This is a genomic window from Mesorhizobium sp. J428, assembly GCF_024699925.1.
Taxonomy (GTDB): Bacteria; Pseudomonadota; Alphaproteobacteria; order Rhizobiales; family Rhizobiaceae; genus Mesorhizobium_A.
Genome location: NZ_JAJOMX010000005.1, coordinates 97,790 through 122,036, shown reverse-complemented (window position 1 = coordinate 122,036; position 24,247 = coordinate 97,790). Strand labels below are relative to the sequence as shown.

Here is a 24,247-nt window from a genome sequence, read left to right as displayed (position 1 = left end):
CTCCATCATTGTGTCTCGAGAAGCAGCTCCGCTTGGCGGTCGATGCGCTGGACACAAGCCTTGGCATCGGCATCCCAGACGAAGCCCTCGCGGTCGTCGCAGAAACCGGCCACCGGCCGATCATCATCGCCTTCGTTTCCGTCGTATCGGGTCGAGCGGTTCGTGCCGGACAGGTCGCCAAGCGTGATCGCATTGCTGGAATTGGCAAGGTCGGCGAAGGCCGTTCCGAGCAGGATCAGCCGGTTCACGAGCTCGATGTTGGCGTTGCGCGCCCCGGAATTGTGATCCCAGCTGTCCTGGATGGTGCCGGACCCCATGTCGCCGAGTTGCGTGAGCCAGGACACGACGTCGCCGGAGCCGTCCCCGATCGCCGAGGTCAGGCCCATCGCGTTCATGGTGCTGGTTCGAGCACTCTCATAAGCGCCGCTACCGCCATAGTTCAGCGGAATGCCGGACTTGTCGGAACCGCCGAAGGCCGGAAGCCACCTTTGGGTTATTTTGGCGACATAGCCCTGCGTTTCCCTGAAGGGCGGGATGCCGCCATATTTGCTCACGTTGCCCGCGCCGGCATTGTAGGCGGCAAGCGCCAGCGAAACATTGCCGTTGTACTTTCGAAGCTGCTGCTTGTAGTAGCGCGCGCCGCCGCGCAAATTCTGCTCGATATTGTAGGGGTCGACGCCGAGGTCGCCGGCGGTCCCCGGCATGAGCTGGGCAAGGCCGATCGCACCCGCTGGAGATTTGGCACACGGGTTGAAGCGGCTCTCCTGATAGACGAGCGCCAGGAATTGGTTCTCGTCGATCCCCTCTTCCCGCGCGATCCGACGTACTTAGGCCGGCGATCGCCGGGTTGGCATTCGCCGCGGCCACCGGATCGTCTTTTCTAGCCGGCCGATACATCGAGCAGGTCACGCTCTGGTTGCTGACGTATCGGTCCTCGTCGACCTCCTCGATCTCGGTGGTCTTTTCATCACGATCCTTGCGCTCGTCCAGGATCTTCTTGTCGATGGTCGGAATGTCGGCGAGGGCCGATGAGGCAAGCAAGGTGAGTACGATAGACAGACGCGTGATCATGACGCACGCCCCCAGCCGCAGAATTCGGGCAACCAGTTCGCCGGATCGTCGCCGAGCCGCGCGCGAAGGGTTGCGCACTGCTCAATCGTCTCCTTGCGGCCGGACATCACGCGCACCAGATCCGGCATGGAGGACAGATCGAGGCGGGCGATGACGGAATCATTGCCGTGCTTGATGAGAAACGTCCGCCGTTCCGGCGGCGTATTGCGAATGAAGGAATACTCCTTGGCGGTCAGGCCGAAGCGCCGAATGTAGCTCTCCTCGTCGGCACGCGGATTCGGAAAGTGCAGGTTCGTCGCGGACTGCTCGATCAGCGTGTGCGACTGGGGCGCGCGTGCGATGTCGGCCGCCGACTGGGTCCCGAATCCGACGATCCCGTTGAGTTTTCGGATCGTCTTCATCTTGTCGACGATGTAGTCGGAGAAGATCGGGTCCTGAAGAAGCTTCCAGCCTTCGTCCATGAAGATGAGCACCGGCTCGCCGGTGAGAAGCTCATCCAGCCGATGGTAGAGATACATCAGCGCGGGAGCGCGCATCTCCCTGTTGTCCAGAATGTGCGTCATGTCGAAGCCAAAGATCCGCCGGCCGGAGAAGGACAGGACGTCCCGTGGCGCGTTGAAGAGCCACGCCTTCTCACCCTCGAACCACGGGCGCAGGCGTGACTGAAGGTCGTTCGCGCCGGAGCGCGCCCTGCCCATCAGCAGCCCGGACAGATTGGCAAGTGTCCGCTGCTCGACGGGCTCCTGGCAGATGCGCCCGATCGCACCCTCCAGCGTGTCCTCTTCTTCCTGGGAGAATCCGCTGCCGTCCGCTGGATCGAGCATGGCCTTCAGCAGCCGATGCAGGAATTCGCGGTTTGACGCCGTATTCTCCATCTGCAGTGGATTGAAGCCGGTTGCGACCCCGGGCTGCAGCACCTCATAGTCGCCGCCGACGGCGCGGATGAAGATCTCGGCGCCCCGGTCCTTGTCGAAAAACACCGCGCGCGGTTCCGGCGAGATGCGGAACGCCTGCGCCAGCAGGAAGGTCAACGCCACGGTCTTTCCCGACCCCGTCGGGCCGGTCACGAGAAAATGGCCGATGTCGCGCTGATGGAAGTTGAACCAGTAAGGTGTCTGCGACGTCGTCTCGAGGATCGAAATCGGCAGGCCCCAATGCACACCGGAGGCCTTCCCGGTCGCAAAATTGTGGAGTGACGAGAATCCGGAAAAGTTTGCGCTGGACAGCATGCAGGAACGCGCGATGTAGGCATGGTTGCCTGGCAGCTGCGCCCAGAACGAGGCCTCCATGTTGAGGTCCTCGCGCAGCCAGTTGATGTTCATGTCGGTCAGACATGACCCAAGCTCGGCGACCGCCTTGTCGAGACCGGCGAGATCGCGTGACAGGCACAGAAGGCTGAAATGGTGATAGCCGAACACGGCCTCCTGGTTGAGCAGGCTGTTGAGCGCGAAGTCGATATCGGTTTCGACGGTGCTGCCCGATTCATCCGATGCCCTGATCTGGCGCTGCAGCCGCGAAATGCGTTCCTGCGCGATCGGCTTGTCGGCGAGCGTGAACGATTGCGTGCAGATGAACTCGTGGTTCATCTGCAGAAGGCCATCGAGCATCCCCGGTCCTGAAAAGGGTGGGTGCTCCTTGATCGACAGCATCGCCCCGAACCGGTTCTCGGCTGCGGTTGGGCCCTGCGCCTGCATGGTCCGCTTCGAGAAGTGCAGCCGCGACGTTCCGACATAGCTGCGGATGCCCATCCGCGGCAGTCGCAGATCGCGCGAAAGGCCACATGTGAGGATCGAGTTGAAAAACGCGCAGGGCTCTGAATAGGGTTCGCCGTCGCGATGAACGATCCCGAGCGGGCGTGCCCCATACTTCTGCAGTTCGCGGGTGACGTTGCCGACGACCTCTTCGAGCTCGTTGACCCGCTCGTGCAGCTTCTGCTGCATGACTTCCGCGCCTGAAGATCGATCGAGCAGACTTGAAAACGTCTCGGCGGCACCCAGCGCGCCACGCATGCCGGAGCGAACGACCGTCAGGTAGAGCTCGTTCGTGAACATGCGCTTCTCACGCAGCGCCTCCATGTAGCGCGTGTTCAAGAGGTCGCAGAACGGATCGGAAAAGCTGCCCGCGATCGCCGGTTTGACTTGCCTGCGGATAACCGTCGACCAAAGCGAATACCGGCTCGAGCCCAGTGCCCGGATCAGGGTGTTCTGGACGACCGCGCGCATGTTGAGCTCGGCCTGGTCCTCCGTCTGGAAGAACAATCCGTCGAGCTTGATCACCGAGAGAATTGCGCCGCTCTCGAGCCCGATCACGGTGTCGGCAACGTGACGCAGATACGGGACGTGCGTGGATAGCGGCCGCTCACGTCGCTGTTCCCGGCCAAATCCCAATTCTTCGATGACGACGTTCAGCATGATCAGGGCCCGTAGGAGTTGGTCCGCCAGAACAGGCGGTTTGGCGTGCGCGGCGTTCGACGCCCCACGACCTGGGCGAGGTCGAGGATGCGGATGTCGCGGCTGCACAAGGCAAAGAGCGCAAGATAGGTGAGAGGTGCGATTCCCACCGACCAGAAACTCGCGCTCACGAGGAAGGCGATCAGCGTCACGCCGACGATGATGTAGAAGGCGTTCAGCGGAATCCCCCACATCATCGGCGGTCTGGTCAGGCCGATCACAAGAGGCGTCAGCTCAGGCTTCTCGTCGGTGAATTCGGCCATTTGCCTAGTTTCCCACTGCTGCGATCATCTCGTCGACGATCGCAGGCGCTCCGAAGACCAGGCCGATGCCGAGCACGACCGCGCCGGCGGTGAACCACGAGAGACGGCCGGCGAAGGCGAGAAAACCCAGCGCGATCACCGCTATGATCGCGAGCAGACGCCCGAACGGACCCGTGATGAAATCCACGATCATCTGTACCGCTGTTTCCAGGGGGGGCGAAGGCACCCGAGGACTGCGCCAATGCGGGCTCCGACAGGATGACGCCTGCGGACAGAATCGTCGCGAAGACCAAAGCCTGGGAGGTGGGGCGCTCGGGTCGATGGTAGGAAATGTTGCTCATGTCGGCCTCCGGCTAAAAATGCATGACCCCGCCGACCCACTGCCGACGTTCTCTCGATGTGATGACGCCGCTGACGCTTGAAGCAGTCGCGTCGGTCCTTTCGTGATTGGCGCTTGCCGTTGGCCCAAATCCGTTCAACCCGAGCTGGAGGTTGATGACTTCCGCGACGTACCTTGCCGTCTCGTTGAAAGGGGGAATGCCGCCATGTTCGCGGACGCGGCCCTCGCCGGCGTTGTAGGCGGCCGCGACCAGCAGGGGATTGCGGAACTCGTCCGTCAGCTCGCGCAAATACCGAACGCCGCCATCGATGTTCTGCTTCGGATCGCAGATGTCCGAGACGCCGAAGCGCTCGGCTGTGTCCGGCATCAACTGCATCGGTCCGCGTGCGCCCCTGGGAGAATTGCGCAACTGATCGAGCCGGCTCTCCGCCGTGGCGATCGCGATCGCAAATTGGATATCGACGCCGTGGCGCCGTGCGGCCGCGACAACCATGCTCGTGATTTCTGCCGGCGTGGCCGGGGACGGGCCACAGCGACTTTCATCGGGACCAGCTTCGCTCACAAAATTGCTGTCAAAATGATAAGTATCCTGCTTTGGCTCGGATGCGTCATCGGACGTTACCGCAAGCGCTCCTTCTGCCGCGTCCTCCGGTGCCGCTGCGGGAACCACTTCACCGGTCGCGCCAACGACATACTGGCGCTGCGACCTCGCCCAGCGTGCTTCATCGACCGCATCTGCCGAGAATGTAGTGGCGCTTCCCTGCCCCGGTTCTGCCCAGTTTTCACCCATATCGGCCACTCCTTCCGACGCCTCGGAAGGATGCGATTCCCTTGGTACGATCGCGCATAAGCTCGTGAGAATTGTCACCGCGAGCAGCGGTCCGATCGGTCGAATGGACGATTGAGTCGCCATGGTGTCGCATCCAAAGCCTTGTAACGACGGGTGTTCGGCATGGTTAGGTGAGATCAAAAATAATGTCAATTTGATTGTGATTTTTTCTTGCAATATGGATGGAGGCGCGTCAATGTCGAGCAAGATGACAACCTGGAGGCGACAGCAGATGAGACGGGCAGCCGCTTGCGTGATGGCGGTCAGCGCCTGCTTGCGGGCATATGGGGCCGAGCCGGTGGATGAGGCTTATGTCCGGTCGCTGGCGGCGCCAGGAAAGACCGTCCTGGTCATGGAGTATTATGATGGACAGGGAACGGTGTCGGAACGCAAAGGCTTTGCCTCTGCTTCAGGATTCCGCGCCGTCTCCGCAACTGACTTCCGTGTGGACACCAACCTGACGGTGCATCTGTGCGGCATCGAGCCCTGCGAAGGCGACATGGTCAATCGCAAGGAGGATTTTGCAGGCTCCTGCGACGAATATGCCCGGCGCGGTCTCGAGACGCTGCTCCAGTCGCCAAAGGTGATCTACTGCCGAGCCTTCGTCAGCGAGGCGGGGGCGAAAGCCCAGGACGCGACCTGCTACGGCTACTACAACTATCCAGGCAGCCTCGACATAATCGACATGTTCGAGGAGCAACTGGTCTCGGTGGGTAGCCACCGCATTGCGAAGCGGCCAGATGGTACGCCGGCACGAACTGACCTCGAGGAGGCCGAGGCGATCGGCCGCAAAGGTTACGGCATGTGGGCCGATCCCAGGGTCTCGGGGCAATGAAGTGCCCTGCCCTGTTCCTTGTGCTGGCAATCGGTTCGACGCAGGCCATTGCTGCGCCGTCCGACGGCTACTTCGAGCTCGAGACGGGCGTGACGCTTGAAAGCGGCGATAGCTGGAGCGACGGCGGCCAGCACTTTCGTCTGTTCGGTATGCAGGCCTGTCTGCGCGGAACTGTCTACACGGATAGGACCGGCGCCCGACGCGATTGCGGTGAAGCTTCGCTTGCCGTCCTTGCCGCCTACATTGCCGACACAAAGCCCCTCTGCGCGCAGGTCGCGCAAACGCCCGAAACGGCCTTCGTGTCCTGCTACGCGTCGATCGGGCCCGATCGGCTGGATCTCGCCATTCTGATGATCTCCTCGGGCTTTGCCTTCGCCTCCCTCGACGTGCGCGGCCTGCCCCATCACGCCCCTTACGCTGTCGTGGAGCAGGCCGCGCGGGAGAAAAAGATCGGACTCTGGCAGTTCGACGATGTTCAGCATCCGGCAGTCCTGCTTGGTCAGGCCGCGCGCGATGGAGGGAGCCAGCCGTGACTCGACCGATGGTTCGGGCGAGTCTGCTCGTGCTGCTCATGGCCGCCCTGCCCTGCCCTGCCCTTGCAGCAGACCTATCGCACCAGGGCCTTTCCACCGGCGTCGCGGAACCAACTCACTCTGCGGGCGCGCCCCTGAAAATCTCCGGTCGCACATCTGTCATCGATGGACGAACGCTCCGGTTTCCCGCAGGGGGCAACAAGATCCGCCTTGCTTCGCTTGACACCTGCGAACTGCCGCAATGGTCTTACGACCCGCGCCGGCATGGCGAGAGCGAAATCCCCAAACCGGTGCCGTGTGGGCCGTTGGCTAAGGCTTGGTTGGAGCGCACGGTTGGCAACGCTCAGGTGACCTGCATCGTCCAGGCGGCCGATTCTGACGGCGCCCTTCTCGGCCGTTGCTCCGTCCGCGGCCGAGACCTCGCCCCGGAAATGCTGCGCGTCGGCTGGGCGAAAACGATCTCTCCGGCGCCTGCTGAATATACGGCCTGGCAGCAATACGCCATGTCGGCCCGCCACGGCATGTGGGCTACCTATGTGCTCGACATGCCGGAATGGCGCGCCAAGGCTGTCGACCGGACACTGTCGCGCCGACCGATCGCGGATTTCAACCTGCTGGCCGAACGCGAGCGCGAGATTTCGCCACCATTCGAGGATGCACGAAAGCGTCCACTGCGAACCGACCGCTAAATAATCGAAGGAGAGCTCCCATGCATCTTGCGAAACTGACCGCAATTGCCACCGTGCTGTCCGGTGCCGGATGTCTCTCGCTGGCCGATCGCGCCGAGGCCGGCGAATGGGGCTGCGAGGTGCTTCTATGCGCCTCGTCCTCGAATCCATCCTGGCGGGGTGTGCCGGCGTGCCACCCTCCGATGCATCGCCTGATTTCGGCGATGCGAGGCTGGGGCTTCTCCTGGCCGACCTGCCCCGAAGCAGGGACTGGCAGACCGGGCTATGAAGTGTATGACGATTGCCCGGCAGGGTGGAGCATTGGCTATAGCGACCAGGACCACGGCGGCGGGCAGCCCGACCTCTGCGTGCAGGTGAGAAACACCTGTCCCCCAGGTTTCGGTGGCCGCGACGATTGCCAGCAGACCGTCACGATGCCCAGGCCTGTGCGCGAGGAACCATACTATTTCGACATCCGGCATCATGACGGCAGTCTCACCCGACACTGGTTCAACCTACGCCGGTAGTCACCGGCACGAATGCCGGTTGCCGCAACGCACGTGCCTGTTCCGTTGGATCCCTGGTCACCAGCGCCGGCTCGTGCTGCAAACGAGAGCCTCGGCCAAGTCCGACCTGAAAGGGTGCAGTGTGCGGACGGCACATTGGACTTCGCTGACATGTAGGGCTGCGACGTTGGAGGTCATGAGCGCCATCAGGTAGACCAGCTTCTCACGTGCATCTCGAGCGTTTGCAGGCTTGGAAGAAATCAGCCGTGCGAAGGCGGACTTCTCTCGCCAGCGATAATAGACCAGCACCGGATAGCGCAGAACCAGCCGCGCCTGCTCATGATGTCTTTCCAGTGCGACCCTCTCAGATCGCAATCGACTGTGACGCGCGATGTTCGACCACATCGTCTTGTCGGATCGCGTGAAGAATCCAGTCATTTTTGGCTCACCAGGCATTACTGGAACCAAGTTCCATGCTCACAATTAGCGTCGGCACTCTGGGGGCTGCCCAGGACGTATCTCCTGGGAAGGAATTGAAGGGTTTGGGTCTCGCGGCATTGCTCAGAGCAGTGAACCGGGCAGGCAATTCCTGGTCTATGCCGGAATTTGGTGACGTCGCCCTCGAGCCATCGACGTCACCATCGCCCCGGATGCGGAACACCGGGAGCGGATTGTGCTTGCAATCTCCAGATCGGCGCGGAACGGCGAGCCGTCATCGCGGGAGGGCGTCGGAACAGCGATCGCTCATCATGGAGAGCTGCTGCAAGGCGTTTTCGAAGACGAGAACGGGCGGCTTCATCGGGGCCTGGTGACCCTCCCCCTCCCAGCGATGACATCGCAGGCGACCTTCATCGGGGGCCATTCAGTCAACGTCACCGTTCGCCCCGATGGCAAGGCAAAGGCGAGCGCCGCGGCGCGTCTGACGCTTGATCATCTGGCCATCGCTGAAGGCGGTGCGCTGGATATAAGGAGCGACATACCAATCGGTCACGGCTACGGCTCATCGACCGCCGATGTGGTGGCGGCCATACGCGCCGTGGCGGCAGCATACGCTGCCCAACTGGTGCCGTCCCGCATCGGTCGACTTGCGGTCGCCGCCGAACAGGCCAGCGACGCCATCGTCTTCGATGGCCACGCCATCCTCTTTGCGCAGCGGGAGGGCATCGTCCTGGAGGATTTCGGCGGCGCTTTGCCGCCGCTCCTCCTGGTTGGGTCAAAGGCGAATGGTGGCCAGCCGATCGACACGCTCACCCTGCCACCCGCACGCTACGACAGTATGGAGATTCAACAGTTCCATGCTGCGCGGACTGGTCGCCTATGCCGTCCGTCATCAGGATCCGGTCTGTCTTGGACGCGCGGCAACCGCCAGCGCCTGGATCAGCCAGCGACGGCTGCCCAAACAGGGTCTCGAACAGGCCATCGCGATCGCACAGAATGCCGAAGCTTGTGGCGTCCAGGTGGCGCATAGCGGTTCACTCGTTGGCATCCTCTTCGACCGGGCGGGCAAGGATTTGCGGCGGCGGGCGCATCGCGTCGCGGCTTCGCTACGCAGGGCGGGCTTCTGCGACATCGAGTTTCACCAGATCAATGACGATGGCGCAAAATGGTAGCTCTGGAGCGCGACTACTTCCGCGCGCTCGAGACACCGCGCATGGCCACGCTGTCTCCCAATCTGGTCGCAGCAGCCTTCCCGCTGATGAAGCTCATGCCGGCGCGATACATTTTGGATCGTGCCGCCGCCGACGGCGCGCTCCAGACCGGGGGGCGCATCGTCGAGTCGACGTCTGGCACCTTCGGCATGGCTCTCGCGCTGCTGGCGGCTGCCCGGGGATATCGCCTGACCCTGGTCACCGCTTCAAGCCTCATCGATGCGAAGTATCGGGCGCGCCTTGAAGGGCTTGGCGCAACGATGATCATTACCGAGGATCCTGACGGCAATGGCGATCAGCTGCGGCGTCTGCAGCGGCTCGAGGGCATCCGGCGCGAAGAACCGGATTGCTTCTGGCCACGGCAATATGACAATCCGGGAAACGCGCTTTCCTATGCACGTCTGGCCGAAACCCTGGTGCGGACGATGGGCAAGATCGATTGCCTTGTAGGTTGCGTCGGGAGCGGCGGCTCGCTATGCGGCACGGGGGCATTTCTGCGCGCGGTCTTTCCGCACCTTGTCATCATCGCGGTCGACACCCACCGCAGCATTCTGTTCGGACAACCGGTCGGAAGAAGACTACTGCGCGGCCTCGGCAACAGCGTCCTGCCGCGCAACCTGCGCCACGACCTTGTCGACGAGGTACACTGGGTCGGCGCCTACCCCGCCTTCGGTGAAGCGCGGCGCCTGTTGCGGGAGCATGGCATTTTCCAGGGGCCGACCAGCGCCGCCGCCGCCCTTGTCGGTAGGTGGGCGGCGACAAGGCAGCCCGGCGCCCGAGTCGCGGTCATCATGGCGGATGAGGGATACCGCTATGCGGATACCGTCTTTGATGATGCCTGGCTTGCCTCATTGCCTGGATGGTCCTGGCAGCGGCATCCGGAACCAAGATTGCTCACCGCGATCGCACCCGCCTCCGAGGCGGACTGGACAAGGTTCGCATGGTCGAGACGGAGCCTCGACAAGGTCGTCAGCGCCCAGCCCATACCTCGGGGGCGCTCGAATTAACATTCAGGGCCACGCTCTGCCCTCGGAATCAGCAACCTAGGGTCGTTATGAGCCAGCCACTCCCAGGCGTCGCCCGTCGATTGAAAGACGGTGTGGTCCGCAGCACGGCTGACCGAACGATCGAGGTCCTTGAGCCCGCTGGCAGTGACGACCGCGACGACACGCTCCTCAGGAGCGATAACGCCCTCACGCCGCAGTCTTGCAATGGCGAGAAGCGGCGTCACCGACGTCAGTTCGGCGAAGATCCCTTCACTCGCCGCCAGGCGCTCCTGCATATCCACAAGCCCGTCATTGGTGACCGACACGGCACAACCGGACGAGTCCCGCAGCGCCTTAAGCGCCTGGTAGGCGCTTCGCGGTGCGCCGATGGACACGGCAAGACTTTCGAACGCAATGCTGCGTTCTTCAAGTCTGTCGCTTCCCGTGGCGAGCGCCCGCGTCAGCGATCCGTGCACCTCTGCTGCAACCATCCGTGGCAGGCTCGAGATCATGCCCTGCGCAAACAGCTCCTGGAACCCGGCCCAGACACCGGAGAGCGCGTCACCGTAGCAGACGGGCAGGACGCACCAGTCGGGCGCGACGCCATCGGACTGTTCGACCAGCTCATAGGCAATGGTCTTGTAGCCCTCGATGCCGAGGGGATGGCTGCCGACGACAGGCGCGCGAAAGGGTGAGGCAATGAACCAGCCATGGCGCGTCGCGGCCTCAGCAAGCAGCGTCCAGCGGTCCATCCTGTTGACAAGCGGCAGAACGGTCGCACCGTATTTTCGGATCTGCGCCAGCATCGCGCCGGTCGATCCGGGGAAGGTTGTGACAACACAACGCATGCCTGCGCGGGCCGCGTAGGCCGCAAGCGAGGCGCCGGCATTCCCGGATGAGGCGGTCGCTACGACCTGGGCGCCCTGCGCCCGCGCCACCGACACGGCAACGGTCGAGAAGCGATCCTTGTGAGACCAGGTCGGATTTCGACCCTCGTCCTTGATCGCGAGTCTCGGGACACCCAACATCCGACCGATGCGTTCCGCTTCGATCAGCGGCGTCTGACCTTCCCCCAGCGAAACGGCGTCGCGGGCTGTGCATGGCAGGGCGTGGGCAAATCGCCACAATGAACGTGGCGGAGTGGCCGCGATCACACGGGGTTCGACCGGCCTGCGATAAACCGGTCTGAGGTTGGCCGGTGCAACGTCGTGGCAGGCCGGGCAGCCTCTGGAATCGATCGCGATGGCCGGATAGGAGGCGCCGCAGCGTAGGCAGGCGAAGCCGACAATCGTCGCTGAGCCCGCGTTCTTGTGCCATTCCTGGCGATCGTTCTGCGGTGCTGACCGACCCTCGCCGGCTGCGGTCGCGGCATTCGCAGCAAGCTTGCTAAGAGATTGGCCGGGCATCACAATTCCCCTTCGCGAGAGCACTCGATCAGGGGCTCTTACAAACAGGCGCCGGCGGCCCTGTCAACGCGGAATGTTCACTAGAGTGTGTCGCACCATAGTGTGCACCGCCGCATCTTTCGCGTGATGAATCTTCGCGCCGTGTTTGGTCTGAACGTGCAGCGACTCCGCAGGGAAAGAAAGCTCTCCCAGGAGCAGCTCTCTTTCGTCTCGGGGCGGACGCGGGCTTATATCAGCAGCGTCGAGGCCGGTCGGCGCAACGCTACGTTGGACACGCTGGAGATTCTCGCGAACGCTTTGGGCGTCGAACCAGGGGACCTGATCACGGCAAGAATTCCGGAACGCCGCCCTCGTCGATCAGCGAAACGACAGACGTCAGAAGACCAGGCTTGAGCGAGCGGCGGTCTAAAAAATGGAAGACGACTTGCAGAATCGTGAACATATCCTGGCTCCTTTAGTGGATATTCGACGCCCTTGACGTTGAAGCTGGTCGCGGTCGCCTTCAAGTGGATGCCGACATTGCACGACCCCGGAAAGGTCTGACGATGAATAATGAGGCCATTCTAGAGCTGTTCAAGACGATTTCTGAAATCGACTCCTCGAGATCATATGAAAAAGTCCTTGAGATATTTCGTATTGTGCTTGAGCAGTACGGCTTGCAGAGCTTTCTCATTACTGGACTACCCGTACCGCACGACGACAAATGGCAACGTGCAATCCTGTGTGACGGATGGCCACGCGAATGGTTGACGCGTTACGAGTCCGAAAATCATTTCCTCCATGATCCATGCGCTGCCCGCAGCCGAATTTCCGCAGAGCCCTTCCTTTGGCATCAACTGCCAACGGAAGGCCTCACCTCCCGCGGGCGCCTGGTCATGGATGAGGCGACCGAGTTCGGCATGAAAGATGGGCTCTGCGTCCCCATCCACGTCCCGCTTGCGGGCCCAGCGGTTGTGACGGCGGCAAGCGACCGCATCGAGATCCCACCCGGCGCGATGCCTGTGATCGAGACGCTTTGCGTACACCTTTCGCAAGCTCAGCCGCTTGGAGCCTAGACGCGACAAGCCCACAGCGCCGCTGACGCCACGAGAGCGCGAGCTGCTGCAGTGGAGCGCCCACGGCAAATCGGCGGAAGATATTTCCTGCATCCTCGGGGTGACTACAAACACGGTTGAGAGCCATCACCGCAATATCCGTGAGAAGCTTGACGCGATAAACATCGCCCATGCCATCGTGAAGGCACTGCGCAGACACGAAATCCAGATCTAGCAATGCCGAAATTCAGGCATATGGAGTCGTAGGAGCTGTAAACTACCATCGGCGCCAGGAGGCGTCATGGTTCGGATGCAGGTGGTCACTTGGGCCAACAGGAAGCAGCACAGGAACCTGCTGGAGCGATATTTTCGCATCCGCTACGATATCTACGTCAAACGGCGACAATGGCGTGCGGTGGCGCGTCCCATCAACATCGAGATGGATGCGTTCGATACGGAGCATGCCGTGTACCTGATGGCGCTCGACAGCGCGGACAAGCTCGTGGGCGGGTCACGACTCGTCCCCACGCTGCAGCCTCATTTGCTGGGCAATGTCTTTCCGCAGCTCGCTCCCGGCGGACCGCCTCGGGCTGCGGACATCTACGAGTGGACGCGCTTCTTCATCAGTCCAGCGCTGCGCAGCCGTGGCAGGTCGTCTCCGGTCGCGGGCGTCGTCCTTTGTGGTGCTGTGAGGTCGCTCGCGCGCTCGGTATCCGCCAGATCAGTGTCGTGTGTGAATCCTTTTGGCCCAGTCGACTGCGTGCCCTTGGCTGGACGATCGTTGAACTCGGTGATGTGCTTCAGCACGACGATGGCGACATCATTGCCCTTTTGATCGAAGTCACACCGGAAGCGATTGCCAGCACACGCCGCGCTTATGGGATCCACGAGCCAGTTCTGGCTGAAACTTCGATCACCGGTTGACCGTCCCGGTCGCCGGACCACGGCTGACCAGCTTGTCACCGCCACGGTCGGCGCGGTCGTCAGCTAGCTAGCAGACGGCAACGCTGCAGGTTGATCCGTGCATGAGTCAGATGGCCTGACCCATTCCAGCGCCCCGGCCTTCTTCCTGGTGTTCGTCCGAATTCTTTGCGCGGAATCGATAGTCAGCTGTTTGCGGCCGTGATCGAGCTGCCAGGAACACCGCTGTCCTGCCTACTGGCGTCCCAGATTGCCTGGCTGATGACCACACTGTCACCAGCCTCTGTGCCGTTCCGAAGGTCGATGCGCGACTCGCCAGCCTCGTGTCCATGCCGGGATTCCGCCACACCAAGCCAGACGCGGGTGTGACAGCCTGACCGCAGGATTGTCGGATGGGAGCGTGCCGGAATGACGGCTGTGTTGCGTGAGATCGGTCTCAATGATGAGGAAATGGTCGCCGGCATAGCTGTCGATCCCGACACTGAGCCCTATTCCGGGGGATCAATCGCTGGCATTTTCGATCAGTTGCGCGCCTCGCCGCCACGCCAAACGCCATTTGCGCTTTTCGATGATGATCGCGTTGTCGGTTTCATCGTTGCACGGGAAGACGCAGCCCTGCCCGCCTGGGCAGAAAGAGGTTGCATGACGCTGAACAATCTGCGGATCGACGCGCGCCTCCAGGGGCGCGGCTACGGCAAGGCCGCCATCCGTCTTGCAGCTCAATGGATCGCACGAGAGCGGCCGGCCGTCACCCATGTCATGTCGAGCGTGAACGTCGCCAATCTCGCGGCCTTCAACTTGAACCTTTCCTGCGGGCTGGTGCCCACGGGGCGGATCGTCGACGGGCGGATCGGGCGCCAAAAAATCATGATCGCTCCGATCCAACGTCTTTGCGCTGATCAGCCAGCCTCGACATCGACCAGGAGCTTGTAGAGGCAATCGCCCGCCGCGGCGAGCATGGGCGCGCGGCGGCAGGCAACCATCCCGTCCTCCGTAAACACGACCTTTTCCGGCTTTCGCCACGGCCGATCGATGCAATGAATGAGCCCGGCCGGCTGACCGGACTGGACCACTGCGCCAAGATCGACCGCTGGTTCAAACAGCCCCTTGTGCATCGCGTAGACGAAGGCCCCCCTGTCCCGAACTCGCATGAAACGGGTCGGCGTAGCGGTGTCGGTCTCGATGCGCGGCAGGATGCCAGCGCGCTTCAGGATGCGCCGCAGTCCCTGTTCGGCGATCGCCAACCCCTCCCGCGACAGGGTAGCGCGGCCGCCAAGTTCGGCGGTCAGCACCGGCACCCCAAGCCCCTGCCCGACTGCCGAGAACGTGGTCCTGCCGCCGCCGCCAGAACCGTCGCTGATGGAGGTGATCGGAGCGCCGAACGCGACCGCGAGGTCGGCAAGCTCCCGTTGCTCCTTTTCGGTCCCCCCGCTTCTGATCAGCGCGCATGGCAGGTAGTCACATGATCGTCCGCCTGCGTGGAGGTCGACGGCAAGATCCGCCATGGGAAGGAGCACGGTGGTGACGTAGTGCGCGATCATCGCCGTCGGCCCGCCAACGGGATCGCCTGGAAAGGACCTGTTGAGGTTGCCTGCGTCCAGCGGCGAGACGCGCCGGCCGGCCTCGACGGCGGGAGCGTTGAGCCCGGGCAGGATGATGATCCGCCCCTTCACATCGGCCGGATCAATCTCACGCGCCAGCGCGGCAAGCGCGACCTGCCCTTCATATTCGTCGCCATGGCTGCCAGCCATGAGTAGAGCCGTGGGACCTGCGCCGTTCCGAATGCACACGACGGGGATCGGCACCACGCCATAGCCCGACAGGTCCGTCGAATAGGGCACGCGCAGCCAGTCGCATTGCTTCCCGTCCGCCTCGAGATCGAGCGGCGTCCAAACCTGCGTGTAACCCGTCATTGACGCTCTCTCAGTGTTTCAGGATCGTTTCCAGAAAAAGCCGCGAGCGGGGATGTCCCGCCGAGCCGAAGAAGTCGCGCGCGGGCGCGCGATCGAGGATGCATCCGCCGTCCATGAAGACGACCTGGTCGGCGACTTCACGGGCAAAGCCCATCTCATGGGTGACGCAGACCATCGTCATGCCGTCACGGGCCAGCGCGACCATGACGTCGAGCACCTCCTTAATCATCTCCGGATCGAGCGCCGAGGTCGGTTCGTCGAAGAGCATGATTCGGGGATTGAGGCACAGTGCCCGGGCAATCGCCACGCGCTGCTGCTGCCCACCGGAGAGCTGGCCGGGATAAGACATGGCCTTCTCTGGTATCCTGACCTTCTCCAGATGGGCCATGGCGATATCTTCCGCCTCTCCGCGACCCTTGCCGGCCACGCGGCGCAACGCCAGCGTGCAGTTGGACAGCACCGTCAGATGTGGAAACAGGTTGAAGCTCTGGAACACCATGCCGGTCTGGCGGCGCGCGGTGGCTGTCTCCCTGGCATTGAGGCCGAGTGTCGTTCCTGCGAGACGCAGCGTGCCTTCCTGATAGCTTTCCAACCCATTGATGCAGCGGATGAGGGTCGATTTGCCCGAGCCCGACGGTCCGCACACGACGACGCGCGCACCGCTTGCAACATCGAGGTCGATGTTGTTCAGCACGTGAAGCGCGCCAAACCATTTGTTGAGGCCCTCGATGCCGACGATGATTTCCGAGTGTGCGAGCATGGCTTGACCTGACTTTTCGTGATCTATCGTGTGCCGACCGCAAGCAGCCGCCGCTCCAGACGTTTGACGCCGTGGGAAATGACCAGGGCGAGCGCCAGGAAGATGAGGCCGGCCACGACCAGCGGCTCGGTGTAGCGATAGGTCTCCGAGGCGATATCGAAGGCGCGTCCCAGCATTTCGGGAACAGCCAGCACCGCCAGATACGGCGTCGCCTTGAGGATCGACACGAAGTAGTTGCCCAGTGGGGCCGCAATGTTGCGAAGCATCTGGGGCGCGATCACATAGAGAACGGTGTCGCGCCGGCCCAGCGACAGCGCACGAGCCGCTTCCGACTGGCCCTTCGGGATGGCATCGATTCCCGCCTTGAAGACCTCAGCCAGATAGCCGCTGTAATAGAGGCTGAGGCCCATGACGCCGACAGTCATCGAGCCGAGGCGAATGCCGTAGAAGGGGAGGACGAAATACAGAAAATAGAGCCAGGCCAGCACAGGTGTCGACCGGATGAAGTCGATCACGAAGCCGACGGTGAGGCCGGCGATTCCACCGGCGCGGCGCACCATCTCGAAGAAAAAGCCGATTGCAGCGGCACCGACGCAGCTGACGAACGCCACGCAAAGTGTCGTGCCGACCGCGCCGAGGATCGTCGGTACGCTGGACAGGGCGAAGGCCAGATCAAATCCCACGGGAGCGGCTCCCCGGTGCGGCGATACGCGCTTCCAGCCAGCGGCCGGCCAGCGCGATCGGGTAACAAACGACAAAGAAGGCGAGGAGCAGCGCCGTGTAGATCGCGACAGGATTGTACTCGACCTGCGCGATTTCCTTGGCGCGGAAGGTCATGTCGGTCAGCGTCACGAGCGACACCAGCGCCGTCGCCTTGACCAACTGGATCAGCGTGTTGACGAAGGTCGGGCTCATCGCGACCAGTGCCTGCGGCAGTTCGATCAGGAGGAGAATTGCCGGTCGCGACAGGCCAAGGGCCACGCCGGCCTCCTTCTGGCCCGACGGGAGCGCCTGGAGGCCGGCGCGCACCGCCTGGCTGGCATAGCCGCCGGCATTCAGGCCAAGAACCATGGCGCTGACCGTCAGGGCCGACAAGGTGATGCCGAAGACGGGCAGCGCATAGTAGAAGACGAATAGCAGGATGATGACGGCAGAGCTGCGCCAGAACTCGATGACGCCGGTTACCAGCAGTCGGGCGACGCCACGCGTGAGATATTGGGCGACGCCGAACACCAGCGCAAATGGAACGGCGAAGACCAGACCATAGGCAGTGACGGCGGCGGTCGTGCCGAGCCCCTGCAGAATGCCTAGCCAGATGTCGAACAGGCTCATCGGCATCCTTAAGGCTTTCTGCTGCACAGGTCGGCCGTGGTGACGCCTTGTGGAACGGCTTCTGCGTCGCCGAAGCCGTATCTCTTCATGATGTCGGCGAAAGTATCGGTCTTCTTCAGCTTGGCCAGCTGTTCATCGTATGTGGCGCGCAGATCGACATCCTCCTGCCGGAAGGCGATGGCCGCAAAGTTCGTGTGGGCTTCGCCCACATCGAAGGGTTCGGCTCGTTCCAGGCCCTGTGCACCCTTGCCGGCCAGGAGGCCGATGACGGTCGGCGACGCCATGAGTGCGGTGTCTATGCGGCCGGCACGCAGCGCGGACAGATTCGATTCGATGTCCGGAAACAGCAGCATGCGGCTGTCGGGCACGCCGGCCGCCTTGGCGTTGGTGGTGACAACGCTGCCGCGCCCTGCGCCCATGATGATCGCTTCCTGGGCGGCGATATCGGCGTAACCGTGGATCTTCTTCGGATTGCCGGCAAGTACAGATCGCTGCGTCCGGGGCTTGGAGGTCCGGCGCACCGAAGGCCACCTGCTTGCAGCGTTCGGGCGTAATCGCCAGACCCGATGCGACGACGTCGAAGCGGCCGGCGAGCAGGCCCGGGATCAGGGCTCCAAACTCGGTCACCTGGAATTCGAGGTCCTTGACGCCCAGATCGGCGAAGGCGGCCTTGAGAATGTCGGGATGCCATCCGGTGGGTTCGCCTGTCTTCTCGTCGCGAAATCCCCAGGGCGAGCGGTTGTGGATGCCGATGACCATCCGCCCTTCGCGCAGGATCCGTTCCTTCGTCGTTTCGGCGGACGCGTTCCCGTAACAGGCCAGCAGCAGCGCCGCCGCCATCCCGAACAGCCCCATCTTCCTCAAGGCCTGTGCAGCCATTTTCACCTCTCCCGTTGAATTGCTTGATGTCACGCGCGGCAAAGGCCGCCGACGTCTTCGCGGCCGCCTTCCGGAACCGGACAGGCATCGACGGTCGCCCGGTTCATCAAACGTCGAAGATCCTCGAGTGCGGATCGCATATGCGGCACCGGAAAATCCGTCAGGTCCGTATTGTCCTCCGCCTCGGTCACGATGACGGAGAGCTTCGCGGCGACCCCGGCGAGCGAGGTTGCGGGCGTCCGGACAAGGCGCTCCAGCAGCTCTTGTTCGCGCTTACTAGCCAGCGCCTCGGCCGCCTTTGCCTCTGCATAGGCCCGCCTCGTGCCGTCGCGGCCCCCTGCCCTGCCGGCAGGTTTTCCGTCGAGGCTTCCCGAGGATCGTCTGCGCTCCAGCAGCTCGGTCTCGAGCCGCTGTTGCCTGAGACATTGCTCCGCCATCGCGGCATGCGCCTCGGTCCAAGCCTGTGACAACGCCAGGGCCGGGTCCGTGCGGGTCGGCGCACAATCCGCGGAACGGATCGTGGACGTCTCCCGTCCAAGCGTGACGGAAGGCAAAGTCGTGGTATTGTCGGAATCAGCCATGATCCGAGCTCCAGACAGCTTGGTATTGGTTAGGCCGCGCAGGATGTTGAAGGCATCCCGTGCGGCCGAATCTGTAGTGCCGACCTTATGTCACTTTTTGTGACTTTATCAAGAAGAAATGTCATGAAAAGAGACATTAAGCCGGAACAGCTGCGAGCAGCCCGTGCGCTTATCAATTGGAACCGGGACGACTTGGCAGCTGCGTCCGGCGTCACGATTCGAACTTTGGCACGAATCGAAAGCGGACAGACCTCACCCCGCCAGACGACAATGCAATCGCTAGTTCGCTCGTTGGAAGCTGCGGGAATTGAGTTTATCCCCGAGAACGGTGGCGGCGTTGGCGTGCGCTTGGCGCGTCGATCCGATCAAGGCTGAAAGGCGCGAAGGGCTTTGTCTAAATCAGCCATTACGGAAACGCAAAGCAGCATGGTCAGCAACGAGGACAGTGAGCTGGACGACCAGAGCATAGCCGTGGTCGGCTTGACGTTAGCACGACCCCGAGGTGCTCTCGGCAACTATTCCGGGAGGCTCCAAAGGATCGCTACTGCCCTGGAAACTAGTCATTCAGCTGAACTATGACCTGCGCGCGCTGGCTCGACCAAGAAGAGCAGACCGCTTACCTGGGCTTGGCAGCGGCCGCCTTCTTCTTATTCCCAGGGCGATGCTTCAGCCACACGTCGTTCATGTCGACGCCGTCGTCGATCGCATGCTTCATCTTGTTCCTGGCGTTATCGGAGAAGCACGGGATCTTCAGGTTGCCGTACTCGAAAACATGACAGCAACCCCCGTCCTTGTCGATCTCGAGGTGCCGCCGAAGGGCAAGTGAGCGCGGCTCCGTCAGCGCTAGCTTCTTGGCCAAGTCGCTGGCACGTAAATAGAACTTCTTGTTGAGATCGACTTCGCGCACAGCAGCCGCTCCCGCGGGATCATCACCCGCGATGAACTGGACCGGTGCACCTTGCTTCTTGGTGAAGTGCACCGTGATCGTCGGGCCTTCGCCACCGGTCTCGGTGCTAACCGTGTTCAGGCGTGGGAACACCTCAGCGAACGACCTGCCCTCCTTCACAGCCTTCTCGATGCGGTTGATATCCTTCTCCGATATCTCGACGCCTTCGTGAACTACAGCCTCCATGGCTAGGAGAGAGCGGATGCGGGCGCGGGCTTCGTCACGCTGCCGCTTTCCCGGCGCAAGAAGGTCGGTGATCAGGTTGTATTCCCGGTCCACCAGGAAATCAAAATCGCCGGGCGGCATCGTCGATACAGGGAGTACGCGCGGGGGAATGTGAGAGTTGAGGTCAGTCTCGAGATGGAGCTGCAGGTAGGCATCGAATGCCGTTATCATCGCACGGGTGTGCATATATAGCGGGTCCTCCGACACAAAGATGAACCAGTGCTGGGCGGCGTCCCGAAGAGCATCGACGGCGCGGAAAATGCCGGCTTCCGACTCCGTGAGACCGTGGTTGGCTTGGCAGAGGCGGAGACATTTCTCGAAGCCCATCGACTTCCCTGTCTCCTTGTCGAAGACTTTGGCTTTCCGCTGACAAAGAACGGCCTTCAGGAGCATTTCGACGGCATGCTGCAGGTGGAGCAGCACCGACGTGACACGCCCATCCTCGTCATAGGAGTTGAACGAGGTCATTGCGATCCGGAGGGAGCAGATCGCTTTTGACTTAAGCGTGCGTGCATCGCGTCCGAGGGGCATCACTTCGAATCCTGTGGAAGAATGATAGCAGAAGACAGGAGCGATAGCGTTACATCAGCTGGCGTTATCCCAGCATAAGGAATCGCGACCCCAGGATCGGTGAGAACAATCTCGAAGCGCCAAAAACTCATCCGCAAGAATTCTATCAAGAAGCTATTTGCGATTCATCGATCTGCGGTCGGCACATCGACCTTGAAGAGTATCCGTTTCTCGGTGCCTGCCCCCAGAACAACCTGCCATCTCGAAAACCCGACACTGCCGTCAGGGGTAGCTGGCAGGTTTGAAACCAGTGACACGGCAACATGCCGTCCAAAAGATCTCTCAGTTGTCCCGTATATACTCAACTCGGCAGCTGCTCTCACCACGGTACTCCAAGAGGAGAACCACCATACGCTGGATCGAAGGCCGTAGATTCATCGACTTCGACACGCACTTTTGGAATGATCATGCCGGACCAGGTTTCTGAACCGGCAGTTGGAAAATAGTGGAATGGGAACCGATTGCCGAGAAGGACAGCTGTGGGTGCATCGTCAAGTAGCCCGACAATGGCTGTCGCCTCATGCTTGTTGCGAGGCAGAATAAGACTTCCGGCGGGAGCCGAGGCAAACGTTCCGACCGTAAATTCTTCAGGCGCAAGCATCGACTACAACCCTTCCTGCAGCGGACGGATCAGGTTCTCCCAATAGAGTTTTGCAGCACCTTCGTGGGAAATCTTCCTCTCCTTCTGGACGCCATAGTGCATCATGCCCATTGCCGTCAGGTAGATGGTCTGATCGTCGGCTGCGATACTGAGCGACTCGTTGATTGTATTACTGGCCGTCGTGTGGCCTTGGACGTAATTGATGCCGCCTCCGAAGCTGTCACCGCCCATGTAGATGGTCGCCTTGGCAATGTCCTTTCCATCACGATAGACGGTCACAAAGAAGCGGTTTGCGTCGACCCGTCGAAACGCTCCTTCGATACCCGGATTGCGGTCTGCGAGTTCGGCCAGCGAGTTCTCGAAGAAGCGCGCCATGAATTCGAACGCTTCTGCCAGAAATCGGTCCTTATCCCGCTGCGTGAAGGACTTGGCCAGACGTAGGTTGCTGGAACGCGGTCCTTCGGCTGCACGTGGCGCTGGTTGGAAGGTATTCGGTGCACCCATGGCAGTTGCTTGTGAAAGCATAGCCTTGTTCAGTCGAGCTGCAGCCTCCCGAACGGCTTTCGCGACCTTCAGGAATGCTTCGTCGATATCCGCCCACTGGGTAATCGGCCTGCCGTCGCGCGGCACGGCGTTGAGCTTGCCGAATGGCGCATGATGCCAGTCGCAAGCCCGCAGGATAACCGGAATGACGATCGCCTCTCCGGTCTCATGTCGTTCCATCGCCCGCTTCACCTCGATGTCGTAGCAGTAATCGGAAGCTAGGAAATCGGCGCTGACGAGCAACAGGATGATGTCGTCGCGATTGATCTGCTCGTCGATCGCTTGGGCGATTTCCTGGCCGGCTCCAATCCTGCGATCGTGCCAGGTATCGATCACCCCTTGGCGCTTCAGCATCGACAGCTGCTTTTCGAGTTGATCCCTCAGCGCCTCATCAGCGTGAGAATATGAGAAGAATACGCCCGCCAATGTGCCCTCGTGAAGTGAATTATGCCTGCGCTGCTTCGACCGCAAAGCTGCAAACGCCCAAAGCAAACGAACGCGACTCGCCCCATCATAGTAGAGCACCATTGTAGCCCGAGACATTCTTCATAGTTTGGCAAATCTGATTTGCTGCGCTCGCTCAATGCTCTCCGGCCATTGTCCCCTTCCAGGAAATGGCGCGATTGGTCGATACACAGTGCAGTCGGCATGCCAGGGCTATGTCCCTCATCGCCGGAGCGCGGAAGTAGTCACCGATAGCGGCCAGGATGATCGGGAGCGGAGAGCGCCTTGTCGATCACCTCGATCGTGTGCCGGGCCCCTTGGCCATCGCAACCTTTACGGGCTCCCCCTCGTAAACCCTGGCGCGACGGCAGATATAGATACACATTGTGTGTCAGCCTGTGCTACCACGGCTAGGAAAGGAGCCGCCCATGGCCACGAAATCACCTTTGATCGATTCACACGCCAAGCCGGTTCACCTGCGCATCCGCGAGGACGTGCGCAAGGTGATCGACCGTGCCGCGAGTATTCGCGGCAAAAGCCGTACGGATTTCATGATCGACGCGGCTTATCGTGCCGCCGAAGACGCCTTGCTCGACCAGACCCTCGTGCGGGTCGATGAGGACAGCTACCGGCATTACCTCTCTCCTCCTCGACCAGCCACCGGGCGGCGAAGGCTTCGAGCGGTTGATGAACGCGCGCAAACCTTGGCAGCCTTGATGCTCTCCGCGCCGGCGCTGCTGGAGGAATCCCACGACCTCGACCTTTTCCACAGCGGCAACGGCTCCCTAGATGAATGGCTGCGTCGCCGCGCCCGGTCCAATCAGGTCAGCGGCGCTTCGCGCACCTATGTCATTGCCGTCGAGCGGCGCGTCGTCGGCTACTACTGTCTTGCGTCCGGCGCGCTCGATCTGGCCGACGCGCCCGGATCGGTCCGCCGAAACATGCCCGACCCTATTCCCATGGCGGTTCTCGGCCGGCTCGCCATCGATCGCGAGTGGCAGGGCAAGGGGTTGGGGGCGGCACTCTTGCAGGATGCCGTGCTGCGCACGTCGCAGGCAGCATCCATCATGGGCATTCGCGGCCTTCTCGTTCATGCGATTTCCGACGAGGCCAAGGCGTTTTATGAGCATTACGGATTCCACTGCTCCCCCAGTCATCCCATGACGCTGGTGCTCTCGCTCAAGCATTCGTCGGCAGTCTGACTTGAGCCTTCGGCAGAGCTGAGCAGTCCCAACCGCCGACCTTCTACCTGACGTTTGGTTGGCACCAGGATGGCTGCTAGAGCAGGATTCACGACCGTCGCGATCTTGGAACAAGCCAGTGCAGATACCCGCCATCGATGGTTTCCCGGGCGGCTTTGAGGATACGGGCAAGGCGACGGCGTTCGGATGCGTTCTTCCAGTCGAGCGCGCGCATGAAGGCGACATCAGGATTGAGGATTACGCTGGCGACGTGGCGACGCGTTGCTCCCGACTCGACACCATCCCAGGCGCGCAGCATGAGGGATGCTCGATGAACCTGAAAGCGGGTCAGGCGCTGCTCGCGGGGCCACGCACCTGACGGCTGGCCGCCGAGGAGCCGGTGGAGGCATAGCGCACTGCGGATGCGCCACAGAAAATGCGCGTCGCGCGGGATGAGGAAAGCGGCACTGGCAGGATGCTCGCCGTGCGGAAACCAGATGCGATGATCGCCATGGTCGTCCGCCATGATGGCGTGCAGGCCGTCGGCGGCCGATGCGCTGAAGGACGATTCAAGCGGGTCAGGAAGCGGAGGCGCACCAAAGCCGTGCGGCGCGGCGGTGACGATCCAGAGAATTGAGAATGCCCGGCCAGCTCTCGGCCGGAAAACCGTCGATTGCCACGACTGCGAGATAGCGGTTTCCTTGCCGCTTCGATAGCATCGCACGTGGATGTCTATGCGCGGCGCTGGATGCTAGAGCCAGCGCCTGCTGTCGCGGTCAAG

At 61.9% G+C, this 24,247-nt stretch carries 28 protein-coding genes and 7 pseudogenes; 15 read left to right on the top strand and 20 right to left on the bottom strand.

Annotation, left to right across the window (positions count from 1 at the left end):
• Positions 1-5 precede the first annotated feature (5 nt).
• From LRS09_RS29510 to LRS09_RS29490, 5 genes and pseudogenes are all read right to left on the bottom strand, one after another.
• Positions 6-1,071, bottom strand: a pseudogene (locus LRS09_RS29510) (lytic transglycosylase domain-containing protein).
• Positions 1,068-3,482, bottom strand: coding sequence for a VirB4 family type IV secretion system protein (locus LRS09_RS29505; protein WP_257810763.1), 2,415 nt, complete (start codon positions 3,480-3,482; stop codon positions 1,068-1,070). Before LRS09_RS29505 ends, LRS09_RS29510 begins: the two are co-directional and overlap by 4 nt.
• Before the next feature lie 2 nt (positions 3,483-3,484).
• Positions 3,485-3,784, bottom strand: a complete 300-nt coding sequence (locus tag LRS09_RS29500) for a type IV secretion system protein VirB3 (RefSeq protein WP_257810762.1) — start codon at positions 3,782-3,784, stop codon at positions 3,485-3,487.
• A gap of 4 nt (positions 3,785-3,788) precedes the next feature.
• Positions 3,789-4,125, bottom strand: a pseudogene (locus tag LRS09_RS29495) (TrbC/VirB2 family protein).
• 12 nt (positions 4,126-4,137) lie between these two features.
• Positions 4,138-5,160 (bottom strand): lytic transglycosylase domain-containing protein, encoded by a 1,023-nt coding sequence (locus LRS09_RS29490; protein ID WP_257810760.1) that lies wholly within the window; start codon positions 5,158-5,160, stop codon positions 4,138-4,140.
• 49 nt (positions 5,161-5,209) lie between these two features.
• Here LRS09_RS29490 and LRS09_RS29485 point away from each other — a divergent pair, with 49 nt between their 5' ends.
• From LRS09_RS29485 to LRS09_RS29470, 4 genes are read left to right on the top strand one after another with little or no spacing between them, the layout of a single operon-like run.
• The gene (locus LRS09_RS29485) at positions 5,210-5,788 is read left to right on the top strand and encodes a hypothetical protein (RefSeq protein WP_257810835.1); all 579 of its coding nucleotides are present in this window, start codon (positions 5,210-5,212) and stop codon (positions 5,786-5,788) included.
• Positions 5,785-6,321 carry a thermonuclease family protein gene (locus LRS09_RS29480; RefSeq protein ID WP_257810833.1) on the top strand — a complete coding sequence of 179 codons (537 nt, stop codon included), beginning with the start codon at positions 5,785-5,787 and terminating at the stop codon, positions 6,319-6,321. Before LRS09_RS29485 ends, LRS09_RS29480 begins: the two co-directional genes overlap by 4 nt.
• Positions 6,322-6,329: 8 nt before the next feature.
• Positions 6,330-7,010 carry a thermonuclease family protein gene (locus tag LRS09_RS29475; RefSeq protein WP_374684965.1) on the top strand — a complete coding sequence of 227 codons (681 nt, stop codon included), beginning with the start codon at positions 6,330-6,332 and terminating at the stop codon, positions 7,008-7,010.
• A 20-nt stretch (positions 7,011-7,030) separates the two neighbouring features.
• Positions 7,031-7,516: a hypothetical protein gene (locus tag LRS09_RS29470; RefSeq protein ID WP_257810759.1), complete on the top strand. Its 486-nt coding sequence runs from the start codon at positions 7,031-7,033 to the stop codon at positions 7,514-7,516.
• Positions 7,517-7,573: 57 nt separating this feature from the next.
• Here the strand turns inward: LRS09_RS29470 and LRS09_RS29465 are convergent, their stop codons facing one another.
• Positions 7,574-7,933: a hypothetical protein gene (locus tag LRS09_RS29465; protein WP_257810758.1), complete on the bottom strand. Its 360-nt coding sequence runs from the start codon at positions 7,931-7,933 to the stop codon at positions 7,574-7,576.
• A gap of 391 nt (positions 7,934-8,324) precedes the next feature.
• On the opposite strand from LRS09_RS29465, the pseudogene LRS09_RS29460 reads away from it, so the two are divergent.
• Positions 8,325-8,546, top strand: a pseudogene (locus tag LRS09_RS29460) (kinase); the annotation flags it as partial.
• Here LRS09_RS29460 and LRS09_RS29455 read toward each other — a convergent pair.
• On the bottom strand, positions 8,496-8,630 hold the full coding sequence (locus LRS09_RS29455) for a hypothetical protein (RefSeq protein WP_257810838.1): 135 nt from the start codon (positions 8,628-8,630) through the stop codon (positions 8,496-8,498). The pseudogene LRS09_RS29460 and the gene LRS09_RS29455 overlap by 51 nt on opposite strands.
• 160 nt (positions 8,631-8,790) lie before the next feature.
• Between LRS09_RS29455 and LRS09_RS29450 the strand changes: the two genes are divergently transcribed.
• Positions 8,791-9,105: a hypothetical protein gene (locus LRS09_RS29450; protein ID WP_257810837.1), complete on the top strand. Its 315-nt coding sequence runs from the start codon at positions 8,791-8,793 to the stop codon at positions 9,103-9,105.
• Positions 9,099-10,151: a PLP-dependent cysteine synthase family protein gene (locus LRS09_RS29445; protein ID WP_257810757.1), complete on the top strand. Its 1,053-nt coding sequence runs from the start codon at positions 9,099-9,101 to the stop codon at positions 10,149-10,151. Before LRS09_RS29450 ends, LRS09_RS29445 begins: the two co-directional genes overlap by 7 nt.
• Here the strand turns inward: LRS09_RS29445 and LRS09_RS29440 are convergent.
• On the bottom strand, positions 10,148-11,539 hold the full coding sequence (locus tag LRS09_RS29440; RefSeq protein WP_257810756.1) for a threonine synthase: 1,392 nt from the start codon (positions 11,537-11,539) through the stop codon (positions 10,148-10,150). The genes LRS09_RS29445 and LRS09_RS29440 overlap by 4 nt on opposite strands.
• Before the next feature lie 123 nt (positions 11,540-11,662).
• On the opposite strand from LRS09_RS29440, the pseudogene LRS09_RS29435 reads away from it, so the two are divergent.
• The 5 genes and pseudogenes from LRS09_RS29435 to LRS09_RS29415 form a co-directional block, all read left to right on the top strand.
• A pseudogene (locus tag LRS09_RS29435) lies at positions 11,663-11,803 on the top strand (helix-turn-helix domain-containing protein); the annotation flags it as partial.
• A gap of 278 nt (positions 11,804-12,081) precedes the next feature.
• Entirely contained in the window at positions 12,082-12,591 is a 510-nt protein-coding gene (locus LRS09_RS29430; protein ID WP_257810755.1) for an autoinducer binding domain-containing protein, read from the top strand.
• Positions 12,581-12,805 (top strand): helix-turn-helix transcriptional regulator, encoded by a 225-nt coding sequence (locus LRS09_RS29425; RefSeq protein ID WP_257810754.1) that lies wholly within the window; start codon positions 12,581-12,583, stop codon positions 12,803-12,805. Before LRS09_RS29430 ends, LRS09_RS29425 begins: the two co-directional genes overlap by 11 nt.
• Positions 12,806-12,871: 66 nt before the next feature.
• Positions 12,872-13,405, top strand: coding sequence for an acyl-homoserine-lactone synthase (locus tag LRS09_RS29420; RefSeq protein WP_257810753.1), 534 nt, complete (start codon positions 12,872-12,874; stop codon positions 13,403-13,405).
• A 494-nt stretch (positions 13,406-13,899) separates the two neighbouring features.
• Positions 13,900-14,424, top strand: a complete 525-nt coding sequence (locus LRS09_RS29415) for a GNAT family N-acetyltransferase (protein WP_257810752.1) — start codon at positions 13,900-13,902, stop codon at positions 14,422-14,424.
• Here the strand turns inward: LRS09_RS29415 and LRS09_RS29410 are convergent.
• The 7 genes and pseudogenes from LRS09_RS29410 to LRS09_RS29380 all read right to left on the bottom strand — a co-directional run bounded on the left by LRS09_RS29410 (position 14,391) and on the right by LRS09_RS29380 (position 18,956).
• A complete protein-coding gene (locus tag LRS09_RS29410) occupies positions 14,391-15,404 on the bottom strand; it encodes a succinylglutamate desuccinylase/aspartoacylase family protein (protein WP_257810751.1) in 1,014 nt (337 codons plus the stop codon). The genes LRS09_RS29415 and LRS09_RS29410 overlap by 34 nt on opposite strands.
• Positions 15,405-15,414: 10 nt before the next feature.
• On the bottom strand, positions 15,415-16,164 hold the full coding sequence (locus tag LRS09_RS29405; protein WP_308240384.1) for an amino acid ABC transporter ATP-binding protein: 750 nt from the start codon (positions 16,162-16,164) through the stop codon (positions 15,415-15,417).
• 23 nt (positions 16,165-16,187) lie between these two features.
• Positions 16,188-16,847 (bottom strand): amino acid ABC transporter permease, encoded by a 660-nt coding sequence (locus LRS09_RS29400; protein WP_257810750.1) that lies wholly within the window; start codon positions 16,845-16,847, stop codon positions 16,188-16,190.
• On the bottom strand, positions 16,837-17,496 hold the full coding sequence (locus tag LRS09_RS29395; RefSeq protein WP_257810749.1) for an amino acid ABC transporter permease: 660 nt from the start codon (positions 17,494-17,496) through the stop codon (positions 16,837-16,839). The genes LRS09_RS29400 and LRS09_RS29395 overlap by 11 nt, the downstream gene beginning before the upstream one ends.
• An 8-nt stretch (positions 17,497-17,504) precedes the next feature.
• Positions 17,505-18,017: a transporter substrate-binding domain-containing protein gene (locus tag LRS09_RS29390; protein WP_257810748.1), complete on the bottom strand. Its 513-nt coding sequence runs from the start codon at positions 18,015-18,017 to the stop codon at positions 17,505-17,507.
• 22 nt (positions 18,018-18,039) lie between these two features.
• Positions 18,040-18,255, bottom strand: a pseudogene (locus LRS09_RS29385) (transporter substrate-binding domain-containing protein); the annotation flags it as partial.
• Between the two features lie 149 nt (positions 18,256-18,404).
• Positions 18,405-18,956, bottom strand: a complete 552-nt coding sequence (locus LRS09_RS29380; RefSeq protein WP_257810747.1) for a hypothetical protein — start codon at positions 18,954-18,956, stop codon at positions 18,405-18,407.
• Between the two features lie 87 nt (positions 18,957-19,043).
• Between LRS09_RS29380 and LRS09_RS29375 the strand changes: the two genes are divergently transcribed.
• The gene (locus LRS09_RS29375; RefSeq protein WP_308240383.1) at positions 19,044-19,331 is read left to right on the top strand and encodes a helix-turn-helix transcriptional regulator; all 288 of its coding nucleotides are present in this window, start codon (positions 19,044-19,046) and stop codon (positions 19,329-19,331) included.
• Positions 19,332-19,572: 241 nt separating this feature from the next.
• Here the strand turns inward: LRS09_RS29375 and LRS09_RS29370 are convergent, their stop codons facing one another.
• The 3 genes from LRS09_RS29370 to LRS09_RS29360 all read right to left on the bottom strand — a co-directional run bounded on the left by LRS09_RS29370 (position 19,573) and on the right by LRS09_RS29360 (position 22,267).
• The gene (locus LRS09_RS29370; protein ID WP_257810745.1) at positions 19,573-20,658 is read right to left on the bottom strand and encodes a hypothetical protein; all 1,086 of its coding nucleotides are present in this window, start codon (positions 20,656-20,658) and stop codon (positions 19,573-19,575) included.
• A gap of 358 nt (positions 20,659-21,016) precedes the next feature.
• Positions 21,017-21,298, bottom strand: a complete 282-nt coding sequence (locus LRS09_RS29365; protein ID WP_257810744.1) for a hypothetical protein — start codon at positions 21,296-21,298, stop codon at positions 21,017-21,019.
• Between the two features lie 3 nt (positions 21,299-21,301).
• The gene (locus LRS09_RS29360) at positions 21,302-22,267 is read right to left on the bottom strand and encodes a toll/interleukin-1 receptor domain-containing protein (protein WP_257810743.1); all 966 of its coding nucleotides are present in this window, start codon (positions 22,265-22,267) and stop codon (positions 21,302-21,304) included.
• Between the two features lie 446 nt (positions 22,268-22,713).
• Between LRS09_RS29360 and LRS09_RS30170 the strand changes: the two are divergent.
• Both LRS09_RS30170 and LRS09_RS29350 read left to right on the top strand, forming a co-directional pair.
• A pseudogene (locus LRS09_RS30170) lies at positions 22,714-23,002 on the top strand (DUF1778 domain-containing protein).
• A complete protein-coding gene (locus LRS09_RS29350) occupies positions 23,002-23,487 on the top strand; it encodes a GNAT family N-acetyltransferase (RefSeq protein WP_257810830.1) in 486 nt (161 codons plus the stop codon). The pseudogene LRS09_RS30170 and the gene LRS09_RS29350 overlap by 1 nt, the downstream one beginning before the upstream one ends.
• A gap of 88 nt (positions 23,488-23,575) precedes the next feature.
• Here the strand turns inward: LRS09_RS29350 and LRS09_RS29345 are convergent, their stop codons facing one another.
• Together LRS09_RS29345 and LRS09_RS30550 are read right to left on the bottom strand one after the other, a co-directional pair.
• Positions 23,576-23,992: a DUF2285 domain-containing protein gene (locus LRS09_RS29345; RefSeq protein ID WP_257810741.1), complete on the bottom strand. Its 417-nt coding sequence runs from the start codon at positions 23,990-23,992 to the stop codon at positions 23,576-23,578.
• Between the two features lie 6 nt (positions 23,993-23,998).
• Positions 23,999-24,091, bottom strand: a pseudogene (locus LRS09_RS30550) (hypothetical protein); the annotation flags it as partial.
• Between the last annotated feature and the right edge of the window lie 156 nt (positions 24,092-24,247).